At 62.7% G+C, this 20,890-nt stretch carries 22 protein-coding genes; 9 read left to right on the forward strand and 13 right to left on the reverse strand.

Annotation, left to right across the window (positions count from 1 at the left end; all coding sequences use genetic code 11):
- Positions 1 to 272 precede the first annotated feature (272 nt).
- The gene (locus BJQ17_RS19055; protein ID WP_003251120.1) at positions 273 to 749 is read right to left on the reverse strand and encodes a MarR family winged helix-turn-helix transcriptional regulator; all 477 of its coding nucleotides are present in this window, start codon (positions 747 to 749) and stop codon (positions 273 to 275) included.
- Between the two features lie 70 nt (positions 750 to 819).
- Positions 820 to 1,872 (reverse strand): 2,5-dihydroxypyridine 5,6-dioxygenase, encoded by a 1,053-nt coding sequence (locus BJQ17_RS19060; protein WP_014861705.1) that lies wholly within the window; start codon positions 1,870 to 1,872, stop codon positions 820 to 822.
- Positions 1,873 to 2,193: 321 nt separating this feature from the next.
- On the opposite strand from BJQ17_RS19060, the gene nicC reads away from it, so the two are divergent.
- From nicC to BJQ17_RS19090, 6 genes are all read left to right on the forward strand, one after another.
- Complete coding sequence (gene nicC, locus BJQ17_RS19065) at positions 2,194 to 3,342, forward strand: 6-hydroxynicotinate 3-monooxygenase (protein ID WP_047604721.1); 1,149 nt, start codon at positions 2,194 to 2,196, stop codon at positions 3,340 to 3,342.
- Positions 3,339 to 4,145, forward strand: coding sequence for an N-formylmaleamate deformylase (gene nicD, locus BJQ17_RS19070; protein WP_014756038.1), 807 nt, complete (start codon positions 3,339 to 3,341; stop codon positions 4,143 to 4,145). The genes nicC and nicD overlap by 4 nt, the downstream gene beginning before the upstream one ends.
- A gap of 13 nt (positions 4,146 to 4,158) precedes the next feature.
- Positions 4,159 to 4,911, forward strand: coding sequence for a maleate isomerase (locus BJQ17_RS19075; protein WP_003251112.1), 753 nt, complete (start codon positions 4,159 to 4,161; stop codon positions 4,909 to 4,911).
- Between the two features lie 15 nt (positions 4,912 to 4,926).
- Positions 4,927 to 5,568, forward strand: a complete 642-nt coding sequence (locus BJQ17_RS19080) for an N-carbamoylsarcosine amidohydrolase (RefSeq protein WP_003251109.1) — start codon at positions 4,927 to 4,929, stop codon at positions 5,566 to 5,568.
- A gap of 208 nt (positions 5,569 to 5,776) precedes the next feature.
- On the forward strand, positions 5,777 to 7,090 hold the full coding sequence (locus tag BJQ17_RS19085; RefSeq protein ID WP_003251108.1) for an MFS transporter: 1,314 nt from the start codon (positions 5,777 to 5,779) through the stop codon (positions 7,088 to 7,090).
- Between the two features lie 137 nt (positions 7,091 to 7,227).
- Entirely contained in the window at positions 7,228 to 8,520 is a 1,293-nt protein-coding gene (locus BJQ17_RS19090; RefSeq protein ID WP_070096462.1) for an OprD family porin, read from the forward strand.
- A 171-nt stretch (positions 8,521 to 8,691) separates the two neighbouring features.
- Here the strand turns inward: BJQ17_RS19090 and BJQ17_RS19095 are convergent, their stop codons facing one another.
- Together BJQ17_RS19095 and BJQ17_RS19100 are read right to left on the reverse strand one after the other, a co-directional pair.
- Complete coding sequence (locus BJQ17_RS19095; RefSeq protein ID WP_004577268.1) at positions 8,692 to 8,877, reverse strand: hypothetical protein; 186 nt, start codon at positions 8,875 to 8,877, stop codon at positions 8,692 to 8,694.
- A gap of 912 nt (positions 8,878 to 9,789) precedes the next feature.
- The gene (locus BJQ17_RS19100; protein WP_014861711.1) at positions 9,790 to 10,695 is read right to left on the reverse strand and encodes a LysR family transcriptional regulator; all 906 of its coding nucleotides are present in this window, start codon (positions 10,693 to 10,695) and stop codon (positions 9,790 to 9,792) included.
- Positions 10,696 to 10,793: 98 nt separating this feature from the next.
- Between BJQ17_RS19100 and BJQ17_RS19105 the strand changes: the two genes are divergently transcribed.
- Positions 10,794 to 11,555 carry a TSUP family transporter gene (locus BJQ17_RS19105; protein ID WP_003251098.1) on the forward strand — a complete coding sequence of 254 codons (762 nt, stop codon included), beginning with the start codon at positions 10,794 to 10,796 and terminating at the stop codon, positions 11,553 to 11,555.
- Between the two features lies 1 nt (position 11,556).
- Here BJQ17_RS19105 and BJQ17_RS19110 read toward each other — a convergent pair whose 3' ends face one another.
- From BJQ17_RS19110 to BJQ17_RS19125, 5 genes are all read right to left on the reverse strand, one after another.
- Entirely contained in the window at positions 11,557 to 12,981 is a 1,425-nt protein-coding gene (locus tag BJQ17_RS19110) for a GGDEF domain-containing protein (RefSeq protein WP_070096463.1), read from the reverse strand.
- 137 nt (positions 12,982 to 13,118) lie between these two features.
- Positions 13,119 to 14,948, reverse strand: a complete 1,830-nt coding sequence (locus tag BJQ17_RS19115; protein ID WP_070096464.1) for an SLC13 family permease — start codon at positions 14,946 to 14,948, stop codon at positions 13,119 to 13,121.
- 125 nt (positions 14,949 to 15,073) lie between these two features.
- Positions 15,074 to 15,466 (reverse strand): glycine zipper domain-containing protein, encoded by a 393-nt coding sequence (locus BJQ17_RS19120; protein WP_003251091.1) that lies wholly within the window; start codon positions 15,464 to 15,466, stop codon positions 15,074 to 15,076.
- A gap of 73 nt (positions 15,467 to 15,539) precedes the next feature.
- Positions 15,540 to 15,725, reverse strand: a complete 186-nt coding sequence (locus BJQ17_RS30285; RefSeq protein ID WP_004577263.1) for a hypothetical protein — start codon at positions 15,723 to 15,725, stop codon at positions 15,540 to 15,542.
- Positions 15,726 to 15,969: 244 nt separating this feature from the next.
- Positions 15,970 to 16,260 (reverse strand): RcnB family protein, encoded by a 291-nt coding sequence (locus BJQ17_RS19125; protein WP_003251088.1) that lies wholly within the window; start codon positions 16,258 to 16,260, stop codon positions 15,970 to 15,972.
- A gap of 117 nt (positions 16,261 to 16,377) precedes the next feature.
- Here BJQ17_RS19125 and BJQ17_RS19130 point away from each other — a divergent pair, with 117 nt between their 5' ends.
- Both BJQ17_RS19130 and BJQ17_RS19135 read left to right on the forward strand, forming a co-directional pair.
- On the forward strand, positions 16,378 to 16,728 hold the full coding sequence (locus BJQ17_RS19130) for a hypothetical protein (protein ID WP_003251087.1): 351 nt from the start codon (positions 16,378 to 16,380) through the stop codon (positions 16,726 to 16,728).
- 169 nt (positions 16,729 to 16,897) lie between these two features.
- Complete coding sequence (locus BJQ17_RS19135) at positions 16,898 to 17,719, forward strand: bifunctional 2-polyprenyl-6-hydroxyphenol methylase/3-demethylubiquinol 3-O-methyltransferase UbiG (RefSeq protein ID WP_070096465.1); 822 nt, start codon at positions 16,898 to 16,900, stop codon at positions 17,717 to 17,719.
- Here BJQ17_RS19135 and BJQ17_RS19140 read toward each other — a convergent pair whose 3' ends face one another.
- The 4 genes from BJQ17_RS19140 to BJQ17_RS19155 all read right to left on the reverse strand — a co-directional run bounded on the left by BJQ17_RS19140 (position 17,720) and on the right by BJQ17_RS19155 (position 20,859).
- Positions 17,720 to 18,487: an SDR family oxidoreductase gene (locus BJQ17_RS19140; protein ID WP_003251082.1), complete on the reverse strand. Its 768-nt coding sequence runs from the start codon at positions 18,485 to 18,487 to the stop codon at positions 17,720 to 17,722. It abuts the gene before it with no gap.
- A 36-nt stretch (positions 18,488 to 18,523) separates the two neighbouring features.
- Positions 18,524 to 19,591, reverse strand: a complete 1,068-nt coding sequence (locus BJQ17_RS19145) for a phosphotransferase family protein (RefSeq protein WP_070096466.1) — start codon at positions 19,589 to 19,591, stop codon at positions 18,524 to 18,526.
- Positions 19,592 to 19,774: 183 nt separating this feature from the next.
- Entirely contained in the window at positions 19,775 to 20,092 is a 318-nt protein-coding gene (locus tag BJQ17_RS19150; RefSeq protein ID WP_003251077.1) for an SCP2 sterol-binding domain-containing protein, read from the reverse strand.
- A gap of 56 nt (positions 20,093 to 20,148) precedes the next feature.
- Positions 20,149 to 20,859: a histidine phosphatase family protein gene (locus tag BJQ17_RS19155; protein WP_003251075.1), complete on the reverse strand. Its 711-nt coding sequence runs from the start codon at positions 20,857 to 20,859 to the stop codon at positions 20,149 to 20,151.
- Positions 20,860 to 20,890: the final 31 nt, after the last annotated feature.

Below are 20,890 nucleotides of genomic sequence, written 5' to 3' on the forward strand. Positions count from 1 at the left end.
AACCCGCGCCTACGACGGCCTATGCCGAACCCCCGATGCGTGTGTAGGAGCGGGTTTACCCGCGAATACGGTGGCGGCGGCAACGGTGAACGGCCGGTGGAAATTGGCTGGCAGACCCGGCCCTTTCGCGGGTAAACCCGCGCCTACGACGGCCTGTGCCGAACCATCGATGCGTGTGTAGGAGCGAGCTTGCTCGCGATGCGCCGCGCGGGCGGCGCTCGATCTCTCAGGCCGCGTATCTGTGACGGCCACTGCGGCAGTCACAACAAATTTCAGCCCGCGTTTTCGTCGCTGTCGATCATCTTGCGCAGCAAGTACAAAATGGCTACACGTTCGCCGGCATTCAAGCTGCCCATGCTCAGTTCGCTGATCTGCCGGGCGCAGGGGATCATTGCATCGAGCAATGCCGCGCCGCTTTCGGTGAGTTCGACGATGACCTTGCGCCGGTCGCCTGGGTCTGGCGAAAGCTGCACCAGCTCACGCGCCTTCAGGCGCTCGACGATGCCGCGGATGGTTGCCTGGTCCACCGCGGTGGCCTTGATCAGCTCAGCCTGGGAGCTGGGGCCGTGGTCGCGCAGGGCGCACAGGGTGACGAACTGGATCGAGGTAAGCTGCGGGTCGCAGGCCTGCTGCTGGAAAATCGCCGTGTGCCGTTGGTAGGCCTTGCGCAGCAAGTGCCCGACCTGTTCGGTAACGTCGTAGGGGGTGTTGTCGAGCGGGGCGCTGCTGGGGGTGGTTTTTTTCGACATAGGATGGCTTGGGCTGGGTGGAAAGAGGCTGGCCGGCCGCCAATAGCGGAGCGCCCGGCCAGTATAACCCCTATCGCGCTCGCGACTCCTCTGGTGCAACCACGTCGCCGGCCAGCACGACCGCCTTGTCATCCAGGTAGATATCGCAGTTGCGCAGCGGGATGTCCAGGTGGCACGGGGTCTTGCGCTTGCCGCCGACCTCGGTGTTGGGGCCAGTGGAGAACAGGAAGTTGCCGTAGAACGCACGGGCATCCATGCACATGCCGTCGTTGCGGTCGTGCAGGCCCATGGCCGTCCATTGCGCGCGCGGCTGCAGGCCCCAGCCTATGTGTGAGATGCCGTATACCTCGGGGTCGTTGAAGTACTTCATGTAGTCACGCAGGTACTCGGCCTCGAAGCCGCCATGTATGCCGGTGATGAAGCCTTTTTCGATTTCCAGGGTGATGCGCTCGCGGCAATAGTTCTTGAACGGCAGGATGATGTCGCCCACGTCCAGCACCAGCGTGCCCTCGGCGCTGTCCTCGTTCGGCCAGGTGAACAGAAAGCCGCTGGGCCAGTGGTCCCAGCGCCCCGGTTCGTCGGCATAGCCGTACTCAGTCACGGCCGGGTACTGGCCGAGCGGGGCGTAGAAGTCGCTACCGGCCTTGGACCGCACATGCAGGCTGCGCGCCTGTTTCAACAGGGTTTCGGCAGCCAGCACCCGGCGTTTGTCGTCTTCGGTCGGCAGCATGCGCGCCAGCACCTCGGGTGGCTCCACGGCCAGCAGGATGCGCGTGCCGGTCTTGAGAATCTGCTCCTGCTCGGGTGAGTGCAGCAGCATCATGGTGTCGACGACCAGGTCGGCTGCTTCCAGCGCCCGCTGCGCCGCCAGGTTGCCGGTCAGCGCGGTGTCGCCGCAGTAGGCCGTCATGTCGTTGCCCATGGCGGTCGGGTGGTTGAACGCCGGCAGCTCTACCGCATACACCTTGGCCTTCAAACGCTGGGCGGCCTCCATGGCGGCGTTGACCGTGCGCGGGTCGGAGTAGTGGCTCTTGAGCACGGCCACGCTCTGCGTTTCGTCCACGCGAGACAGCTTCAGTACGTGCTCGAACATCTGGGTCAGTTGTGCATTGCTCACCGGCATCGGGGTTCTCCTGGGTGGCGTTGACAGGGGCGCACCATGGCAGTGCCTGGTGCTTCATCTCGGTGCAAAATAATAGTGTGTACACCCTATTTTTGCAGATGAAAACGCATCCTGCCAGCGAGCGCAAGTTATCTGTTCAAACGTTACCTATCCACACATTATCCAGTATTTACGGTAACAGTAAGCCGGGTGCTGTTTCGATCAGCTGTTTGAAAAATATTTTCAGCGGGCTCTTTTCAAAGGTCATTTATAGCGTATACGCTCTAAATCGTCAGGCGGTTGAACCGCTGGCCACCTATCAGAACAAGAGGAGACATACCCATGCGGGGTAGGCAGAAAATCGCAATCGTCGGTGCAGGTCTGGGTGGGGCAGCCGCCGCCACGTTGCTGCAACAGGCCGGGTTCGATGTCGAGGTATTCGAACAGGCTCCGGCGTTCACCCGCCTGGGCGCGGGCATTCATATCGGCCCTAACGTGATGAAAATCTTCCGCCGCATGGGGCTGGAGCAGAAGCTGGAGCTGATGGGCTCGCACCCGGACTTCTGGTTCAGCCGCGACGGCAATACCGGTGATTACCTGTCGCGCATTCCGCTGGGCGAGTTTGCCCGCCGCGAATACGGCGCCGCTTACATCACCATCCACCGTGGCGACCTGCACGCCCTGCAGATCGAGGCCATCAAGCCGGGCACCGTGCACTTCGGCAAGCGCCTGGAAAAGATCGTCGACGAAGGTGATCGGGTACGCCTGGACTTTGCCGATGGCACCCACACCGTGGCCGACATCGTCATTGGGGCCGACGGCATCCACTCGAAGATCCGTGAAGCGTTGCTGGGGGCTGAAGCGCCGATCTACAGCGGCTGGGTCGCGCACCGTGCACTGATTCGCGGGGTGAACCTGGCACCGCATGCCGATGTGTTCGAGCCCTGCGTCAAATGGTGGTCCGAAGACCGCCACATGATGGTCTACTACACCACCGGCAAGCGCGACGAGTATTACTTCGTCACCGGCGTGCCACATGAAGCCTGGGACTTCCAGGGTGCGTTCGTCGACAGCAGCCAGGAAGAAATGCGCGCAGCCTTCGAAGGCTACCACCCCACCGTACAGAAGCTGATCGACGCTACCGAATCGATTACCAAGTGGCCGCTGCGCAACCGCAACCCGTTGCCGTTGTGGAGCCGTGGCCGCCTGGTGCTGCTGGGCGACGCCTGCCACCCGATGAAGCCACACATGGCCCAGGGCGCGTGCATGGCCATCGAGGACGCGGCCATGCTGACCCGCTGCCTGCAGGAGACCGGGTTGTCCGACCACCGCACGGCGTTCGCCCTCTACGAGGCCAACCGTAAAGAGCGGGCATCGCAGGTGCAATCGGTATCCAACGCCAACACCTGGCTCTACACCCAGGAAGACCCAGCCTGGGTTTACGGCTACGACCTCTATGGGCAGCAGCTTAAAAGCGGGGAGGCGGCATGAGCACCTTCGTCGCTGGCGGTAACGTGAGCGCCAATGGCATCCGCCAGCATTACCTGCGCTATGGCGGCAAGGGCCATGCGCTGATCCTGGTGCCGGGCATCACCAGCCCAGCGATCACCTGGGGCTTTGTTGCCGAGCGCCTTGGGCAGTATTTCGACACCTATGTGCTGGATGTGCGCGGGCGCGGCTTGTCTTCAAGCGGCCCCGAACTGGACTACGGCACCGACGCTTGTGCTGCGGATATTCCCGCCTTTGCCGCCGCGCTGGGCCTGGATGGCTACCATCTGGTCGGGCACTCGATGGGGGCGCGTTTTGCCATCCGCGCTGCCGCCCAAGGGGCACCGGGACTGCAGCGGCTGGTGCTGGTCGACCCACCGGTGTCCGGGCCGGGCCGCCGCGCCTACCCGAGCAAGTTGCCGTGGTACGTCGATTCGATCCGCCAAGCCACGGTTGGCATGAGCGGCGATGACATGCGCGCCTTCTGCGCCACTTGGAGCGACGCGCAGCTGGCCCTGCGTGCCGAGTGGCTGCACACCTGCTACGAGCCGGCGATCGTGCGGGCCTTCGACGATTTCCACGAGGTCGATATCCACCAGTACCTGCCCGCGGTGCGCCAGCCGGCATTGCTGATGGTGGCCGGGCGGGGTGGAGTGATCGAGCCCCGTGACATTGCTGAAATGCGCGAGCTCAAGCCGGATATCCAGGTCGCGTACGTGGACAACGCCGGCCACATGATCCCCTGGGATGACCTGGACGGTTTCTTCGCCGCCTTTGGCGACTTCCTTGACCACCCCCTCGTCTGACGGAGCACGAGACATGACCCAGCTATACCGCATCGGCCAGATCGTGCCGAGTTCGAACACCACCATGGAAACCGAAATTCCGGCGATGCTCAACGCACGCCAGGCGATCCGCCCCGAGCGGTTCACCTTCCATTCCAGCCGCATGCGTATGAAGCAGGTGAAGAAGGAAGAACTGGCCGCGATGGACGCCGAGTCCGACCGCTGCGCAGTGGAGCTGTCCGACGCCAAGGTCGATGTGCTGGGCTATGCCTGCCTTGTGGCGATCATGGCCATGGGGCTGGGCTATCACCGCCAATCTGAAAAGCGCCTGCAGCAGGCCACCGCCGACAATGATGCGCTGGCACCGGTGATCACCAGCGCCGGGGCGCTGGTCGAGGCCTTGCATGTGATGAAGGCCAAGCGCATTGCCATCGTCGCACCGTACATGAAGCCGCTGACCGAGCTGGTGGTGAACTACATCCGCGAGGAAGGCTTCGAGGTGCAGGACTGGCGCGCGCTGGAAATCCCCGACAACCTCGCCGTGGCCCGTCACGACCCGGCCAACCTGCCGGGCATCGTCGCCGGCATGGACCTTGAAGGCGTCGATGTGGTGGTGCTGTCGGCGTGCGTGCAGATGCAATCGCTGCCGGCAGTGGCCAAGGTCGAGGCGCAAACCGGCAAGCCGGTGGTCACCGCAGCAATCGCTACCACCTACGCCATGCTCAAGGCGCTGGACCTGGAGCCGATCGTGCCTGGGGCCGGTGCCTTGCTGTCGGGCGCCTACTGAAATCGGGAGACGGACATGAGCGACGCACAAAGTGCCCGTGACAACTACCAGGGTGTGTGGGGCCAGCGCATCGGCTTTGGCCGCAAGCCGGCCCTGCTGATGATCGACTTCATGCAGGGCTACACCACCCCGGGCGCACCGCTGTACGCCCCGGGCGTGGTCGCAGCGGTCGAGCAGGCCGCCGGCCTGCTGGCGCTGGCCCGCGACTGCGGTACCTTGGTGGTGCATACCAACATCCGTTACCAGCCGCCGCATTTTGCTGACGGCGGCGTGTGGGTGCGCAAGGCGCCGGTGATGAAGGACATGGTCGAAGGCAACCCGCTGGCAGCCTTTTGCGAGGCCGTTGCGCCACAGGCAGGGGAGGTGGTGCTGAGCAAGCAGTACGCCAGCGCTTTCTTCGCCACCAGCCTGGCCCCGCTGCTGCATGCACAGGGGGTAGATACCGTGGTGCTGGCTGGCTGCTCGACCAGCGGCTGCATCCGCGCCAGTGCGGTGGATGCCATGCAGCACGGGTTTCGAACCATCGTGGTGCGCGAGTGTGTCGGTGACCGCCACAGCGACCCGCACGAAGCCAACCTGTTCGACATCGACAGCAAGTACGGCGATGTCGTCACCCGGCAGGATGCCATGCAGCAACTCAGGCACCTGGCCGGCTGAACGCCGGGCAGCGCCTACCCAATAACAATCAAGGACCGGTGCGGGAAGCCCGTCCATGACCGCCTGCTGTCCGGGTGGTCGCCCCGCAGGAGCACTCGGGGTCTTCAGGCGCTGTCCAGGCCCGCCGCGTAGAATGCGCGGCGTGCCCGGCGCGTCGAAAACTGCTGGCCTTAAAACAACCACAAAGTCGCCCGCCAGGAGACAGGAAATGCCAATTGCGAATGCAACCACGGTCCACAGTGACATCGACCATGGCACGAAAGCGCTGTACAGCAAGATCACCTGGAGGCTCATCCCCTTCTTGTGTTTCTGCTACCTTGCAGCTTATCTGGATCGCATCAATGTCGGCTTCGCCAAGCTGCAGATGCTCGAAGACCTGCAGTTCAGCACAGCGGCCTATGGCCTGGGTGCAGGGCTGTTCTTCGTCGGCTACATCATCTTCGAAGTGCCGAGCAACCTGATCCTGCAGCGCGTTGGCGCCAAGCTGTGGATCGCCCGCATCATGATCACCTGGGGCCTGCTGTCGGCCTGCACCATGTTCGTCACCAGCACCACCCAGTTCTATATCCTGCGTTTCCTGCTGGGTGCGGCCGAGGCCGGCTTCCTGCCAGGCGTGTTGTACTACCTGACCATGTGGTACCCCACCTATCGCCGCGGGCGCATCATTGCCCTGTTCATGATCGGGCTGCCGTTGTCGAGCGTGATTGGCGGGCCGATTTCTGGCTGGATCATGGGGCATTTCGACCAGGTTCAAGGTTTGCATGGGTGGCAGTGGCTGTTCCTGCTGGAGGCGATCCCCAGCGTTTTGCTCGGCATCCTCACGTTCTGGGCATTGCCTAACCATTTTCAGCAGGCCAAGTGGCTGTCGGCTGACGACAAGGCACAACTGGCGGCAGACCTGGCCGCCGACGATGCCGAGGGCAAGGACAGCAAACACAGCTTCCGCGATGGCTTCTTCAACCTTAAGGTGTGGATGCTCGGTGGTATCGACTTTTCGATCCTGCTCAGCGCCTATGCAATGGGCTTCTGGATGCCGACCTTCATCCGCGATGCGGGCGTCAGCGACACCTTCCATATCGGCCTGCTCACGGCCATTCCAAGCCTGGCCGCGCTGGCTGGCATGCTCATGATCGGGGCCAGCTCCGACCGCCACCGCGAGCGCCGCTGGCACATCATCGTGCCGTTCATCATTGGTGCAATCGCCATGGCCAGCAGCACCTTGTTCAGCCAGAACCTGGTGATGACCGTGGTGCTGTTCGCCATTGCCTCGGCGGCGATCATCGGCGCGGTGCCGGTGTTCTTCAGCCTGCCGGCGACCTTCCTCAAAGGTACCGCAGCCGCCACCGGCTTTGCCCTGGCCTGTTCGGTAGCCAACATCGCCGGCCTGGTGAGCAACTCACTGATGGGCGTGGTCACCGACCTCACCGGCACCTCGCACGCTGCGCTGTGGGTGTTTGCCGGCTGCCTGATCCTCAGCTGCTTCCTGGTCATCGCCTTGCCGGCCAAGCTGGTCAACCGCTAGCGGCCCAGCGCTTCACGCAACGGCAGGGCAGGCGGGCCGGGGCCCACCTGCCGACCTCTCTCGATGCAACCCGCACGCCGGTGGCCATGCAGTGCCGCCGCGCCGGGTTGCTGTTGCCCAAATCCAGGAGTAGCCCTATGCAAGGTTTCACTGCGCCGCGTTTTTCTTCGTCTGCACGCCTGGCCGGCGGTTGTATTGCCGCCGCTTTGTGTGCAGAGGCCACGGCAGAAGAGGCCGGTTTCATCGAAGGTGCCCGCGCCACGCTGCAGGCGCGCAATTACTTCTTCAGCCGCGACTATGCCGATATCAAGGGCGCCAGCACCCAGTCGCGCACCCAGGAATGGGCGCAGGGGTTTATCCTCAATGCCAGCTCCGGTTATACCCAGGGCACCCTTGGCGTGGGTGTGGATGTTACCGGCCTGCTGGGTTTCAAGCTCGACAGCAGCCCGGAACATGCCCGGTCCGGTTTGCTGCCCAGCCTGGACAGCGGCAAGTCGGCGGACGAATACAGCCGCCTGGGTGCGGCGATCAAGTTCAAGGTGTCGCAAACCGAGCTGAAGGTGGGCGAGTTGATGCCCAACCTGCCGGTGCTGCTGTTCAGCGATTTGCGCCTGTTGCCGCCGACTTACCAGGGCGCGATGCTGGAGTCGCGCGAGTTCGCCGGGTTGACCCTGAACGCCGGCCAGTTCCGCTCCACCAGCCTGCGCGACTCGTCCAACAGCCAGAAGATGTACGCGCTGGTCAACGACCCGATCAACCCGGCGCGGCTGGCGCGCTTTACCAGCGACCGGTTCAACTACGTGGGGGCCGACTATGTCTTCAACGACAACCGTACCAGCGTCGGTGTCTGGCAGGCGCAGCTGGAGGATATCTACCAGCAGCGCTTCTACAGCTTCAAGCATGCCGAGCCGATCGGGGGCTGGACGCTGGGGGTCAATGCCGGCTACTTCGATGCCCGCGAGGACGGGAGCAAGGTGGCTGGCGACTACGATAACCATGCGCTGTTCAGCCTGTTCTCGGCCAAGACCGGCGGGCATACCTTCTATGTGGGCTATCAGCAGATCGGCGGCGATGACGGCTTTATCCAGGTAGGCGCCAACACCAACCCGATGGGTAATACGCTGCCGACCTATGAGTTCTCGGCGCCGGGTGAACGCTCGTGGCAGGTGCGCCATGATTATAATTTTGTCGCGTTGGGGCTTCCGGGGCTGACGTCGACCCTGCGTTATGTAAAGGGGCGGGACGTGGACACAGGGCTGGGCTTTGAAGGGCGTGACCGCGAGCGTGACCTGGACCTGGCCTACGTGGTGCAAAGCGGGCCGTTGGCCGGGCTTGGGATACGGGTGCGCAACGTGATGGCGCGCTCCAACTACCGGACAGATATCGATGAGAACCGCTTGATTCTGAGTTACACGATCAAGGTGTTCTGAGGGGGTAGATGGCCCGGCGCCAGCTCGGTTCCCGAAGCAACCTTGTGCTGCGAAGAAGCAATCACGGCCTAAGGCAGTCGTTTGCCTGACCGCCCTCTTCGCAGCGCAAGGCTGCTCCTGCACGGTGATGGGTAGGTTTGAGCTGTGGAGCATGACAATGGCTCTTGCAGGTCACTGCAAGGTGTCGGGCTTCAGGCTATCTGGCAGTTGCCGAAGGGCCTCCTCAAGCCGCGCGATCGGCCCAGTGAGTTGATCCGCTTCCTTGTCCTTGCCTTCACCTCTTAAGCGCTCACGCTCAACGCGCAGGTTAAGCAGATTTTTCTGCAACTTCAGTGCAGAGGTTTTGAACGAGTCCATGCTTTTCTCACGCTGTAGGCTTCCGTACCGTTGTAGGAAAAATGGACCGTAGCAGCTCGAATTTGCCGGAGAAACTGATGTTTCATACAGGCAAGACTCATTGCCACGCCATTTCCTACGGCGTGCGGTAAACAATCCTACAAGCCGTGTTTCAGATCGTGTCCCCCCAAGCAAGCTCAATCTACCGTATTGGCTGGGTTCAGGCGCTTTCGAGGGGCAGCGCACTTAACGCAGGTACTGCAGGCGTGTTTAGAAACTTCATGTATCAATTCCCGGCCCGCGAGCGGCAGGTGCTCAGCGTCAACCACTGCGGCTGAATTCACCCCAGCGGCATCTGCGCATCACATCTGATCCGCTTTTTTTCCATAAACCTGAATCTGTAACCGTATCAGCCCAAGCTCGACAATGTGCCCATTCCCGCATCACAACTGTAGAGGTTCCAATGGGCAAGCTGGCGCTGTTCCTGGGTGGTTTTCTGCTGCTGACCATTCTGATTGGTATTCTTGGCACCATTCCGCCAAGCTGAGTTCACTGCTTTTTCCCCTGCGCGGCCCGTCCACTTCAAGCGACGGGCCCAATCCATCGGCAAATGGCCGGTAATCTCTTTGATTGCACTGCTGGATCAGCAGTAGGTGCAAGTCATTCTCAAGTGCAGAAGCCTCGTTTAGCCTCCCGCCGCCGCGCATTCGGTGGAGTTTGGCCTTGGCGTCGATACGCGCGGTACGCAGGCGTGGATCGAGCTGGCCAAATTGGCCAATTCGGCGTGTCTGCTTGTGCGATAAGTCGTTCTTTACGCTGGGAAATCTGTCCACAAAAAACGTGGGTAGGTCTGTGGATAAGGTGCTGCAAGCCAGACCCGCGGCGGGCTCTGTTAAATTGAGCAGAAATTGAACAGTTGTTTTATGGCCTGTTTCAGTGGAGCGGGCCGGCTCGGCGTATGGCTGCCAGCAAGTCACGTACCCGCGTCGGCAACTCGCCGGCAGGGTACACAGCGTGCATCTGTGGGTCCTGGCCGCTGCTGGACGTCAGGCGGTACTGCGGACACACCCGCACCAGGCGGCCGGCCTTGACCTGTGCTTCGCCGACCCAGGCGGCAAGGCGGGCGATGCCGGCGCCAGCCAGGGTGCTGTGGTATACCGCGCCTCCTGAGCCCAAGCGAAGCCTGGGCCTGGGGCGCAGGCTGGTGATCTGGTCATCGTGGCAAAAGTGCCAGGCCTTGAGGATGCGTGGCGCGGTATGCAGGATCAAGGTGTGTCCCTCCAGGTCTTCCGGGTGTTGCGGTGTACCAGCCAGGGCCAGATATGCCGGGCTGGCATACAGGTGGCGCTGGTAGGGCCAAAGCGGGTAGCCGATCAGCTCGCTCGATTGCGGGAAGGCACCGCGCACCACGAAATCGAATTTACCTTGCAGCGGGTCAAGGGCTTCGTCGCTGTACTGCACGTCCAGGGTCACCTGAGGGTGGCGGCGGGAAAACTCGGCAAGCACTTGCGGTAGCACATGCTCTCCCAGCAGTTGCGGCGCGGCAAAGCGAATCCAGCCTTGGGCGCTGCCGCTGAGCGCGGCCAATTCGTCGGCTGCATCGCGTTGCACATCCAGCAAGCGTTCGGCATGCGGCAGCAAGCGCTCGCCGGCCTCGGTCAGGGTGACGGCGTTGGCGTTGCGGTTGAGCAGTTTGCTTCCCGCATTGTCTTCCAGGGTTTGCACCGCGCGTGTAACTGCGCTGGGTGAACGCCCCAGGGCGCGGGCGGCAGCAACGAAGCTGCGCTTGTGTGCCACGCTGACGAACGCTTGGATTTCCCGCAGCATGTCCAGTGCCATTGCCTGCTCCTCGTTGCAGTTATCGCAATATGGCATTTCAACACAAGTGTGCCACTTTGATTAGCCTTGCAGGCGTCTTCACTGCCTGGAACCGCGTCATGATGGATATTGCTGTGCTTTCTGTGTTCGCTTTCGCCGCTGGGTTGATCGACGCTGCGGTGGGTGGCGGCGGGCTGATCCAGATCCCGGCCTTGTTCAACGTATTGCCCTCCGCGCAACCGGCCGCATTGCTCGGCAGCAACAAATTGGCGTCCGTGTGCGGCACGGCCTTCGCGGCCCGCTCGTTCATTCGTAAAGTGACGCTGGATTGGGGGTTGATCGTACCGGCGGCACTCAGTGCCTTTGTCATGTCGTTCGCGGGGGCCGCCACGGTGTCGCTGGTACCCCCCAGCGTCATGCGCCCGGCGGTGCTGGTGCTGATCGTGCTGATGGCTGTCTACACTTTCTGCAAGAAGGACTTCGGCACCTTGCACACACCTGCCCAGGTCGGCCGCAAGGAGCAGTGCCTGGCAGTGCTGATCGGCGGCGCTATCGGCTTCTACGATGGCCTGTTCGGCCCGGGTACCGGTAGCTTCCTGATCTTCCTGTTCATCCGCTTCTTCGCCCTGGACTTCCTGCACGCCTCGGCTTCGGCCAAGGTGGTGAACATTGCCACCAACCTGGCGGCACTGGTGTTCTTCGTACCGACAGGCAACGTGCTGTACGCCATAGCCTTGCCCATGGCGGCGTGCAACATTCTCGGCGCGCTGACCGGTACCTGGCTGGCGGTACGCAAGGGTGCCGGGTTTGTCCGCGGGCTGTTCCTGGTGCTGTTGTGTGTGCTGATCGCCAAGCTTTCGTGGGACCTGCTGGCCGGTTAGTTCAGATCACCAGGCGCTGTGCTTCGGCCTGTTCGACGCGGTTGCGGCCCCGGGCCTTGGCCCGGTACAGCGCCTGGTCGGCACTCGCCAGCAGTTCGTCGAGGCTGGGGGCCGGCATGTCTGCGTCGCAGCCTGCCACACCGATACTCACGGTAATCTGCAGGCGCTGGTCGGCCTGTACCACGTGCAGGTCTTGGATGGCGCGGCGCAGGCGTTCGGCGATGAAGTTGGCCCGCTCTGGCGCAAGTCCGGGCAGGATGACAACGAATTCTTCGCCACCCAGGCGTGCGATCAGCTCATCGTTGTGCAGCTGGTCCTGGAGGGTGCTGGCGAATTGGCGCAGCACCTGGTCACCGACTGCATGGCCGTGGGCATCGTTGATTGACTTGAAGTGGTCGATGTCCAGCATCATCAGGGTCAGCGGCAGCGCCTGGGCGTGCTGTTGGCGACTCTCCAGCAGCGCGTTGGCGCGGCGTGTGAAGGCGCTGCGGGTGAGCACACCGGTGAGGTGATCGACGGTGGCTTGGTGCGCCAGGCGGGCCATGAGGCTACGGTTGGCCTGGCTGACGCAGGCCACCACCAGCGGCCCGAGCACCAGCATGGCGATGCCCAGGCGCGCCGACATCAGCGTGGTAACCCCAGGTTCGCTCTGCGGCACGCTGAAATGCATGAGGTTTTGCGCCACGGCCACAATCAGCGTACTGCCGGCCGTGAGCGTCAGCAATGAAACCAGGAACGGTGAGTAGGTCCAGGCACACCACAGTAACGCAGCAATCGGGAAGGCAATGGCCCCAGGGCCACCAAAGGCGATGCTGAATGCCAGCGAGGCCAGCAGCACCAGCAACGGCGCCAGGCGGATGGGTTGCGCGCCGCCGCGCACCAAGGCCCGCACCGAGGGCGCTGTAAGCAGCACCGGCAGTACCAGCACACCGGTCGAGAACTGTTCGCTGAACCAGGCTAGCCAGGTGGCGCGCAACGACTGTTCGAACCACGGTGCGGCCATTACCGCTGCCATGCTGGCCGCCACCATGGCAGCGGCGGCGCAGGCAGCGAACACGCTAAGCACGCCGCGCGGGCTGCGCATGCGCCGGTGCATGCGAGGCAAGCGCGACATCAGCTGCCAGAGGGTGACCACCACGCCAAGATTGCACAGGTTGAACCACAGAGCCGGCCCCCAGGCGCTGCCACACAGCAGGTCGGCCCCGACCATGGCCAGCCACACCAGGCTAAAGCCCGTAAACGTGGCTTGACGGGGGTAGCGCAGCAGTACGCCGGCCAGTACCGCATTCACTGGCCAGAACAGCGACAGCGATTCGATCGGGCGTGCCAGGATGCCGTCCAGGGTGAGGGCGAAGGTCACGCCAAGTACAACGACATAAGGCAATACGCGCGATTGGGCTGGAAAAACCATGAACTCGACCGGCAAGCGGAAACGAAATCCAGGACAACGCGATAGAGCACCTGGGGCAATTACCTGCAGTGTGTTGGCTCAGGGTGGTTGATGTCAATCTGCCGCGATTGGTTGCGATAATGTCAAATTGCCTCTATTTCTGGCCACTTTCCTCACAGCCCGAAGAACCACGGCACCATCACGACGGTAACCAGCATCACCAGCACGGTGAACGGCACGCCAATCTTGACGAAGTCAGCAAAGCGGTATTGCCCGGGCCCAAGTACCAGCGTGTTGACCGGTGATGACACCGGCGTCATGAATGCCGCCGACGCGGCTAGCGCGACGGTCATGGCGAACGGGTAGGGCGACATGCCCAGCTGCGCCGCAGTGCTGACAGCCACCGGCGCCATCAGAACCGCGGTGGCGGTGTTGGAAATGAACAGCCCGATCACTGCGGTGACGGCGAACAGGCAGGCAAGAATGGCGCTGGGGCCGGCACCACCCAGCACGTTCACCAGCCCACCCACCGCCAGGTCGATGCCGCCGGTTTTCTGCAGCGCCTGGGCGAAGGGCAGCATGCCCACGATCAGCACCAGGCTTTGCCAGTGGATGGCGCGGTAGGCACTGTTCATGTCGATGCAACGGCCTGCGCCCATCAGCAGGCAGCCGATCAACGCTGCCATGACATTGGGTACGGCGCCGCTGACCATTAGCCCGACCATTACCGCCAGGCTAAGCAACGCTTGCGGCGCGCGAGTGCGGGCTGGTGCGACCAGGTCGATCTCGGCGGGAAGGCTCAGGACCAGGAAGTCTTTGGGCTTGCTTTGCAACTGGCGTACTGCCTTCCACGGGCCGACCACCAGGAGCGTGTCGCCAAGGCGCAGCTTTTCTTCCACCAGTTGCTCTTCGATAGCGGCCTGATCGCGGCGCAGGCCCACCACGTTGAGACCATAGCGGGTGCGAAACGCCAGTTCGAGGATGCTCTTGCCGATCAACTGCGAGCCGGGTGGCAGCGAGACCTCAGCCATTCCCAAATCCTGGGATTGATCGATGAAGTAGGCGGCCTTGAAGTGCAGCGGCTCCAGGTGCATGGTTTGGCACAGGCTGCGCAGGTCGTCATGCTTGGCGAACAGGTCGAGCAGCAGCACGTCGCCCTGATGCAGCACGGTGCCCGAGTCGGCCGCGATCACGCGCGTGGTGAACTTGTGTTGGCGCTCGATACCGATCACGTTGGCGCCGTGTCTGGTGCGCAGTTTCAGCTCGCCAAGGTTGTGGCCGATCAGCGGCGACTGAGGGCGGATGCGCAGGCGTCGTTCACGGCCGTTGAGCTTGTAGTCCAGGACCAGGTCCAGCAAGGTGCGGCGGCTTTCCACCCGGCCGTCCTTGCGCACTTCACCGTTGAGCCAGTGGCGGGTCAGCAGCATATACCCGATACCCAGCACCAGCACCACCAGGCCAAACGGGGTAAAGCTGAAGAAGCTGAACCCTGCTTCGCCATGGCGTACCAGCTCGCTGTGCACCACCACGTTGGGCGGTGTGGCGACCAGGCTGAGCATGCCACTGATGAGGCCGGCAAAAGCCAGTGGCATCATCAGGCGGCTGGGTGAGAGCTGCAGGCGCGCAGCGATGCTCAGCACCACCGGGATAAAAATGGCCACCACGCCGGTGGAGCTCATTATCGATCCCAGCCCGGCCACCGCCACCATCAGCAGTACCAGCAGGCGCGCCTCGCTATTGCCGGCCCGCTCGCTCATCCATTCGCCGATGCGATAGGCAATGCCGGTGCGCACCAAGCCTTCACCAATCACGAACAGGGCGGCGATCAGCACCACGTTGGGGTCGCTGAACCCGGCCAGGGCCTGTTCCACGGTAAGGATGCCGAGTAGTGGCAGGGCGAGAATCACCAGCAGCGCGACCACGTCCATGCGTGGGCGGTTGATGACGAACAGGGTAATCACGATGGCCAGCAGGCCGAGGACCCAGAGCAACTCATGGTTCATGGGGAGGGGGTGTTCCTTCACACGGGGCACGATAGACAGTAGCAGTCAGTGTGCCAGCTTGTCGTGAAGGGGGTGTTGATGTGCTGCAACAAAAAGGGCCGCTATGCGGCCCTCCGGTCACGGGGTCAGTGACGGTGGCGGTGGTGCTTCTTGCTGCCGCGGTTGTCGTCGCCCAGATGGTTGCCGAGGGCACCACCGGCCGCGCCGCCCAGGCCGGCACCCACGGTCGAACCGGTCTTGCCGCCTACTGCGCCGCCCAGCAGCGAGCCGCCAGCCGAGCCCAGGCCACCGCCAATGGCGGCTTCGGTACGGTTGCCCTTGCGCGCACCGACAGCGCTGCCGGCTGCGCCGCCAACGCCGGCACCGATGGCTGCGCCGGTCTTGCCGCCGAGCTGTTGACCAACAACGTTGCCCAGGACACCCCCCAGGCCACCGCCAATGGCGGCAGTACCGTCACCGGCGAAAGCGCCCTGGCACAGCAGCAGGCCGAGGGCAAGGGAAGGCAGAGTCAGACGCATGATACGAACCTCAAAGGAATCATCAGGATAAGTTGCCGCGCAACGAGCGGCAGGTCAGGGCTGAAAGGACGCTTCAGCGGTAGTAGCGGTCACCGCGGTATTGCCGATCGTCATCGTCGTCGCGGTCATGGCGGTGGTGGTGGCGATGGTCACGATCGCGGTCACGCCAGCCGTCGTCATCATGGTAGCGATGGCTATGGCAACCTGCGGTCAGCAGAACAACAGCAACCAGAGAAAGGCTTGCAAGACGCGTGAGCACGATATAGGTCCTTGATCCGCATAGGTTTACGGGGCACCTTTTAAGACTGGGGCCGATCGATTTGGTTTCCCGGGCGGGCAAAAAAAATTGTGCGTCCAGCGATCAGCGCCAATGCGCCCGCCTGCAACAATGGGCTGTGGCGCTGACCGGCATCGACCAGCCCTGGCGTATCGACGCGTTCCAAGCGCACTTGGCCGGCGGCGAGGTGCTCTGCAATGGGTCGCCTTGGCCAGGGCATGCTGAATCAGGATGCCGGTTGAATCGCCAGCACCACGCCATTGGTGATCTGCACCAGCACGTAATGCTTGCCCATGCGCACCCAGTGGCTTTCCTTTTCCGGTTCGGGCAGGCCCTTGGCTTTCCAGTCCTTGACGGCCTGGTCATCGCGTTTGTACTGGTCCGGGGCCTTGTCGCCGACGTTCAGTTCACGGTTGTGGGTTTCGGGGGCGGTGATGCTTTCTTCGCTCGAGGGGGCGGCGCTGACGCTCAGGGGCAGGCAAGGCAGGGCGGCGAGTAGCAGGTAGTGCAGTTTCATGATGCGTTCCTCGTGATGGCATGTCTTATCTGCGACAGCGGCAAGTGCGTGGCAATTCACTCGGGATGCCTGCCAGTGCTAGAGTCGCCTTCTTTTTCGCGACCCCGAGGATGGAACATGCGTGCGATTCTGCCGTTGGCTGCGGTGCTGATGCTGGCCGGTTGTGCTTCTGCGACCATGGAAACGGCGCGTGGCGGCAAGCCGACTGCGCAGCTCGACTCGCACAAGGCGCCAGAGCTGGTGGCCCAGTGCATCCAGTTCAGCTGGCAGGAAGAGAAGGTGTTCGGTGATGACGCCAGCGGCTACCTGGAGCCGCGCAAGCAGGGCGGGTTTACCGTGTTTACCCGTGAGGCCGAAGCGTTTGTGGACGTTTACCCGCAGCCGGGCGGGACGCGTGTGGATTACTATGCGAAGCAGAACGACGGCGTGGCCCTGCAGCGCCGAGCGGCTGCTGCAACCTGCCTGTAACGGCTGGCGCTATCGCCGCTCCTGTAAGGGCCCGTGCATTCAGGGTACTGAGCAAGGCAGTTGTTGCCACAGCAGAGGCGCGCGGGCTTTACAATTTTTATCAAGTCAGTTGTGTCGCAGGGCGCGGGGTGACGGCTAGCATAAGGTGCTTCCACGCAAGGACGACACCATGGACCGTTCACTGCAACTCAACCGTATAAGCTGGGATGAGCGTGCCCCGTTGCACGCCGCTTCGAAGGACTACGAGGTCGAACGCCTGGTCCAGCAACACGGGCACTTGTCCGAAACCGTACGCTTCGACCTGCCATTGCTCGGTGACATCGACGGGCTTGATACGGTCCACTTGCAGTGCCACATCGGCACCGACACCCTGTCGCTGGCGCGCCTTGGCGCCAAGGTTTGCGGGCTGGATTATTCCAAGGCTTCGCTGGCCGAGGCACGGGCATTGGCCGAGCGATGCGCGCTGCCCATCCAGTATGTCGAGTCTGACGTCTATGCCGCCGACAAGGTACTGCCGGCGGGTACGTTCGACCTGGTCTACACCGGTATTGGCGCGCTCTGCTGGTTGCCCCGCATCAAGCCATGGGCACGCACCGTCGCAGCATTGCTGAAACCGGGCGGGCGGCTGTTCCTGCGCGACGGGCACCCGATGCTGATGGCTGTCAACGAAGATCATCAGGACCGCCTGCAGCTCGAATATCCGTATTTCGAGCACGAAGCGCCGACGGTGTGGCACACCGACCAGACCTACGTCGAAACCGATCAACGCCTGACCCACACCGAAACCCATGAATGGAACCACGGCCTGGGAGAAGTGATCACTGCCTTGTTGGCCCACGGCCTGCAGCTGACAGCGCTGGTCGAGCACCAGAGCATCCCCTGGGAGGCGCTGCCGGGGCAGATGGTCAAGGGCGAAGACGGCGAATATCGCCTGCGCGAGCAGCCTGCACGCCTGCCCCTGAGTTACACCTTGGTCGCCGTCAAAGCCTGATCAGGACAGGAAGCCACCGTCGACATTGAGCGTGGTGCCGGTGGTGTAGCTGGAGGCATCGCTGGCCAGGTACAGCACCGCGCCCGCCATTTCCTTGGGGTCGGCCACGCGCTTGAGCGGGATCTGCTGCAAGGCGGCATTGAGGATGGCTTCGTTCTTCACCAGTGCCGAAGCGAACTTGGTGTCGGTCAGCCCCGGCAGTAGCGCGTTGCAGCGAATACCAAAGGGTGCACACTCTTTGGCGAACACCTTGGTCATGTTGATGACCGCCGCCTTGGTCACCGAATAGATGCCTTGGAACAGCCCAGGTGAAACACCGTTGATCGACGCCACGTTGATGATGCTGCCGCCGCCGTTCTCGCGCATCAGCTTGCCAGCCTCCACCGACATGAAGAAGTAACCACGGATGTTCACGTCCACGGTCTTCTGGAATGCCCCTGGGTCGGTGTCCAGCACATTGCAGAATTGCGGGTTGGTGGCAGCATTGTTGACCAGCACGTCCAGTCGCCCGAACTGTTCGCGAATGCCGGCGAACACCTGCTGAATCTGTTCCAGCTCACCAATGTGGCAGGCCACAGCCGTGGCCTTGCCGCCGGCGGCAATGATGGCGTCGGCTACCTGCTGGCACCCGTCAAGCTTGCGGCTGGAAACGATCACATGGGCCCCTTGCTGCGCGAGCAAGTGGGCGATGGCCTCGCCGATGCCTCGGCTGGCGCCGGAAACAAAGGCAATCTTGCCGTCGAGGTCGAACAGGTGGGTCTTGGACATGCTGTTTTCCTTGTTATCCGTCGTCGTGGGCTGTGCTCAGAGGCTGGACTTGGAAATGACCTGCAAGGTCATTTGTTCCAGCAAGCGGTTCATGTGAATGAACTGGGCGAAACGCTTGTCCTGGGTCTGGCCGTGGTAGTAGCGGTAGTAGATCTGCTGAACGATCCCTGCCAGGCGGAACAGGCCATAGCAATAGTAGTAATCGAAGTTGTCCAGGCGGATGCCGGCGCGCTCGGCGTAGTAATCGACGAACTGGCGACGGTTGAGCATGCCCGGCGCGTTGCTCGGCTGGCGGCGCATCAACTGCACTGGCGCCGGGTCGCCGGCTTCGATCCAGTAGGCCAGGCAGTTGCCCAGGTCCATGAGTGGGTCGCCCAGGGTGGCCATTTCCCAGTCCAGCACACCGATGATGCGCATGGGGTTGTCCGCGTCCAGGATGACGTTGTCGAACCGGTAGTCGTTGTGCACGATGCTAGGGCGCGGGTGGTCGGCGGGCATTTTTTCGTGCAGCCAGGCGGTTACCGTTTCCCAGCGTGGCGCATCCGGTGTCAGGGCTTTTTCATAACGGCTGGTCCAGCCCTCGATCTGGCGCTGCACGTAGCCCTCAGGCTTGCCCAGGTCGGCCAGGCCGCAGGCGGTGTAGTCCACCTGGTGCAGCTCGACCAGGCGGTCGATGAAGCTTTTGCACAGGGCTTCGGTCCGGCTGGCGTCCAGGTTCAGTTCGGGCGGGATGTCCGAGCGCAGGATGATGCCCTTGACCCGTTCCATCACATAGAACTCGCCGCCGATCAGGCCGGTGTCGGTGCAGTGTGCGTAGGCCTTGGGGCAGTAGGGGAAGCCGCTGTTCAGCTGGTTGAGGATGCGGAACTCGCGGCCCATGTCGTGGGCCGACTTGGCCTTTTGACCGAAGGGGGGGCGGCGCAGCACGAAGTCGCGGCCCGGGTAGCTGACGAGGTAGGTGAGGTTGGAGGCGCCGCCAGGAAACTGGCTGATGCTCGGCAGGCCGTGCAGGCCGGGGATATTGGCTTTGAAGTAAGGGTCGATGACGGCCGCGTCGAGTTCTTCGCCGGGGCGTACCTGGGTGGACTGGTCGGTGAGCGTCATGCGTCTTCCTTATTCTCGATAGCAAGTACTATTGGGTAATTTAATGGTCCGTCAGGATTGGAACAATCGTCCCATGTGCCAAATAGGTGAGGGTGTTGCTGGTGGATCACTGCACCGAATGCAGGGCAAAAAAAACCGAAGCCGTCAGGCTTCGGTTTTTCGATCATCCGGTAGTCCCAGCCTTCAGGACGGGAACAGCTCGCTGAGTTTCATCGACAGCATCATGTCGCCCTCAACCCGCAGCTTGCCGCCCATGAAGGCCTGCATGCCGTCGGTTTCGCCGCTGACGATACCCTTCAGGGTTTCGGCGTCCATCACCAGGGTGCAGTTGGCATCCGGGTTTTCGCCTTCCTGCAGGTCGCAGGTGCCGTCCTTGACGATCAGCGCGTAGTGCTTGTCTTCGTCGGTGATGTTGAAGCCGAACACCAGGTCCAGGCCGGCGGCAGCGGATGGGTTGAATTTCTCTTGCATCTTTTTGACGGCATCAGCTACGGAGGTCATGGCGCATTCCTTATAGAGTGATTTACACGTCCCCGCAGGGACACAACAAGCCGGGCTTATCGGTAAGTGACAAGCTCCGGCGCCCTCAACAGCTGCACATGGGCCTGGCTGTTGAAGGAGGCCAGTGCCACGTCGCGGCCGCGAAACTTCAGCTGGCTGAGCGACGTGTTGATGATCTGCCAGTTCAGCGCGAACGCCTGGCTGGGGGTAATGCCGGTAACCAGGTGGAGCAGGGCGGCAATGGTGCCACCCGAGGTGAAGATAGCAACATGATCGCCGCTGCCGGCGGTATCCAGCACGCGTTGCAGCCCACCTTGTACGCGGGATGTAAACGAACGCCAGGTTTCCAGGCCATTATCGGCATGCTCGCCATCGTGCCAGCGTTGCACCATCAACGCGAACAGACGCTGAAACTCGCTGCGGTGCTGCGCAGCATTGCGCAGCACATGCAGGGCATCGGGCTCTTCGGGCAGCAAGTCGGGCAACAGGGCGCGGATCACACCGTCGGCATCGAACTCATTGAATGCGGCGTCGGTCTCAACCGCCGGCACCGGGCAGCCGTTGGCGTGCAGCGCCTGCAGCGCCAGCCGCGCGGTATCCTGCTGGCGGCGCAGGTCGCCAGCCACGCAGCGGTCCAGCCGCACGCCCAACTGGGCCAGGTGCTCACCCAGGGCCTGGCTCTGGCGCACGCCCACGGGCGAGAGGACGTCGTAGTCATCGGCACCGAAGGAGGCTTGGCCATGTCGAATCAGGTAGAGATTGCCCACGAAAGGTTCCGGCCTGTTGGAGGTTGCTGCG

This window comes from Pseudomonas sp. NBRC 111139, from assembly GCF_001753955.1.
In the GTDB taxonomy this organism is placed as follows: domain Bacteria; phylum Pseudomonadota; class Gammaproteobacteria; order Pseudomonadales; family Pseudomonadaceae; genus Aquipseudomonas; species Aquipseudomonas alloputida.

Coding starts and splice junctions, on each gene's coding strand:
- BJQ17_RS19135 (WP_070096465.1), top strand. CDS start 16,898: ATGGACCGTTCACTGCAACTCAACCGTATAAGCTGGGATGAGCGTGCC.
- BJQ17_RS19150 (WP_003251077.1), bottom strand. CDS start 20,092: ATGACCTCCGTAGCTGATGCCGTCAAAAAGATGCAAGAGAAATTCAAC.
- BJQ17_RS19075 (WP_003251112.1), top strand. CDS start 4,159: ATGACCCAGCTATACCGCATCGGCCAGATCGTGCCGAGTTCGAACACC.
- BJQ17_RS19105 (WP_003251098.1), top strand. CDS start 10,794: ATGATGGATATTGCTGTGCTTTCTGTGTTCGCTTTCGCCGCTGGGTTG.
- BJQ17_RS19125 (WP_003251088.1), bottom strand. CDS start 16,260: ATGAAACTGCACTACCTGCTACTCGCCGCCCTGCCTTGCCTGCCCCTG.
- BJQ17_RS19080 (WP_003251109.1), top strand. CDS start 4,927: ATGAGCGACGCACAAAGTGCCCGTGACAACTACCAGGGTGTGTGGGGC.
- BJQ17_RS19130 (WP_003251087.1), top strand. CDS start 16,378: ATGCGTGCGATTCTGCCGTTGGCTGCGGTGCTGATGCTGGCCGGTTGT.
- BJQ17_RS19095 (WP_004577268.1), bottom strand. CDS start 8,877: ATGGACTCGTTCAAAACCTCTGCACTGAAGTTGCAGAAAAATCTGCTT.
- nicD (WP_014756038.1), top strand. CDS start 3,339: ATGAGCACCTTCGTCGCTGGCGGTAACGTGAGCGCCAATGGCATCCGC.
- BJQ17_RS19115 (WP_070096464.1), bottom strand. CDS start 14,948: ATGAACCATGAGTTGCTCTGGGTCCTCGGCCTGCTGGCCATCGTGATT.
- nicC (WP_047604721.1), top strand. CDS start 2,194: ATGCGGGGTAGGCAGAAAATCGCAATCGTCGGTGCAGGTCTGGGTGGG.
- BJQ17_RS19120 (WP_003251091.1), bottom strand. CDS start 15,466: ATGCGTCTGACTCTGCCTTCCCTTGCCCTCGGCCTGCTGCTGTGCCAG.
- BJQ17_RS19145 (WP_070096466.1), bottom strand. CDS start 19,591: ATGACGCTCACCGACCAGTCCACCCAGGTACGCCCCGGCGAAGAACTC.
- BJQ17_RS19140 (WP_003251082.1), bottom strand. CDS start 18,487: ATGTCCAAGACCCACCTGTTCGACCTCGACGGCAAGATTGCCTTTGTT.
- BJQ17_RS19085 (WP_003251108.1), top strand. CDS start 5,777: ATGCCAATTGCGAATGCAACCACGGTCCACAGTGACATCGACCATGGC.
- BJQ17_RS19100 (WP_014861711.1), bottom strand. CDS start 10,695: ATGGCACTGGACATGCTGCGGGAAATCCAAGCGTTCGTCAGCGTGGCA.
- BJQ17_RS19060 (WP_014861705.1), bottom strand. CDS start 1,872: ATGCCGGTGAGCAATGCACAACTGACCCAGATGTTCGAGCACGTACTG.
- BJQ17_RS19055 (WP_003251120.1), bottom strand. CDS start 749: ATGTCGAAAAAAACCACCCCCAGCAGCGCCCCGCTCGACAACACCCCC.
- BJQ17_RS19090 (WP_070096462.1), top strand. CDS start 7,228: ATGCAAGGTTTCACTGCGCCGCGTTTTTCTTCGTCTGCACGCCTGGCC.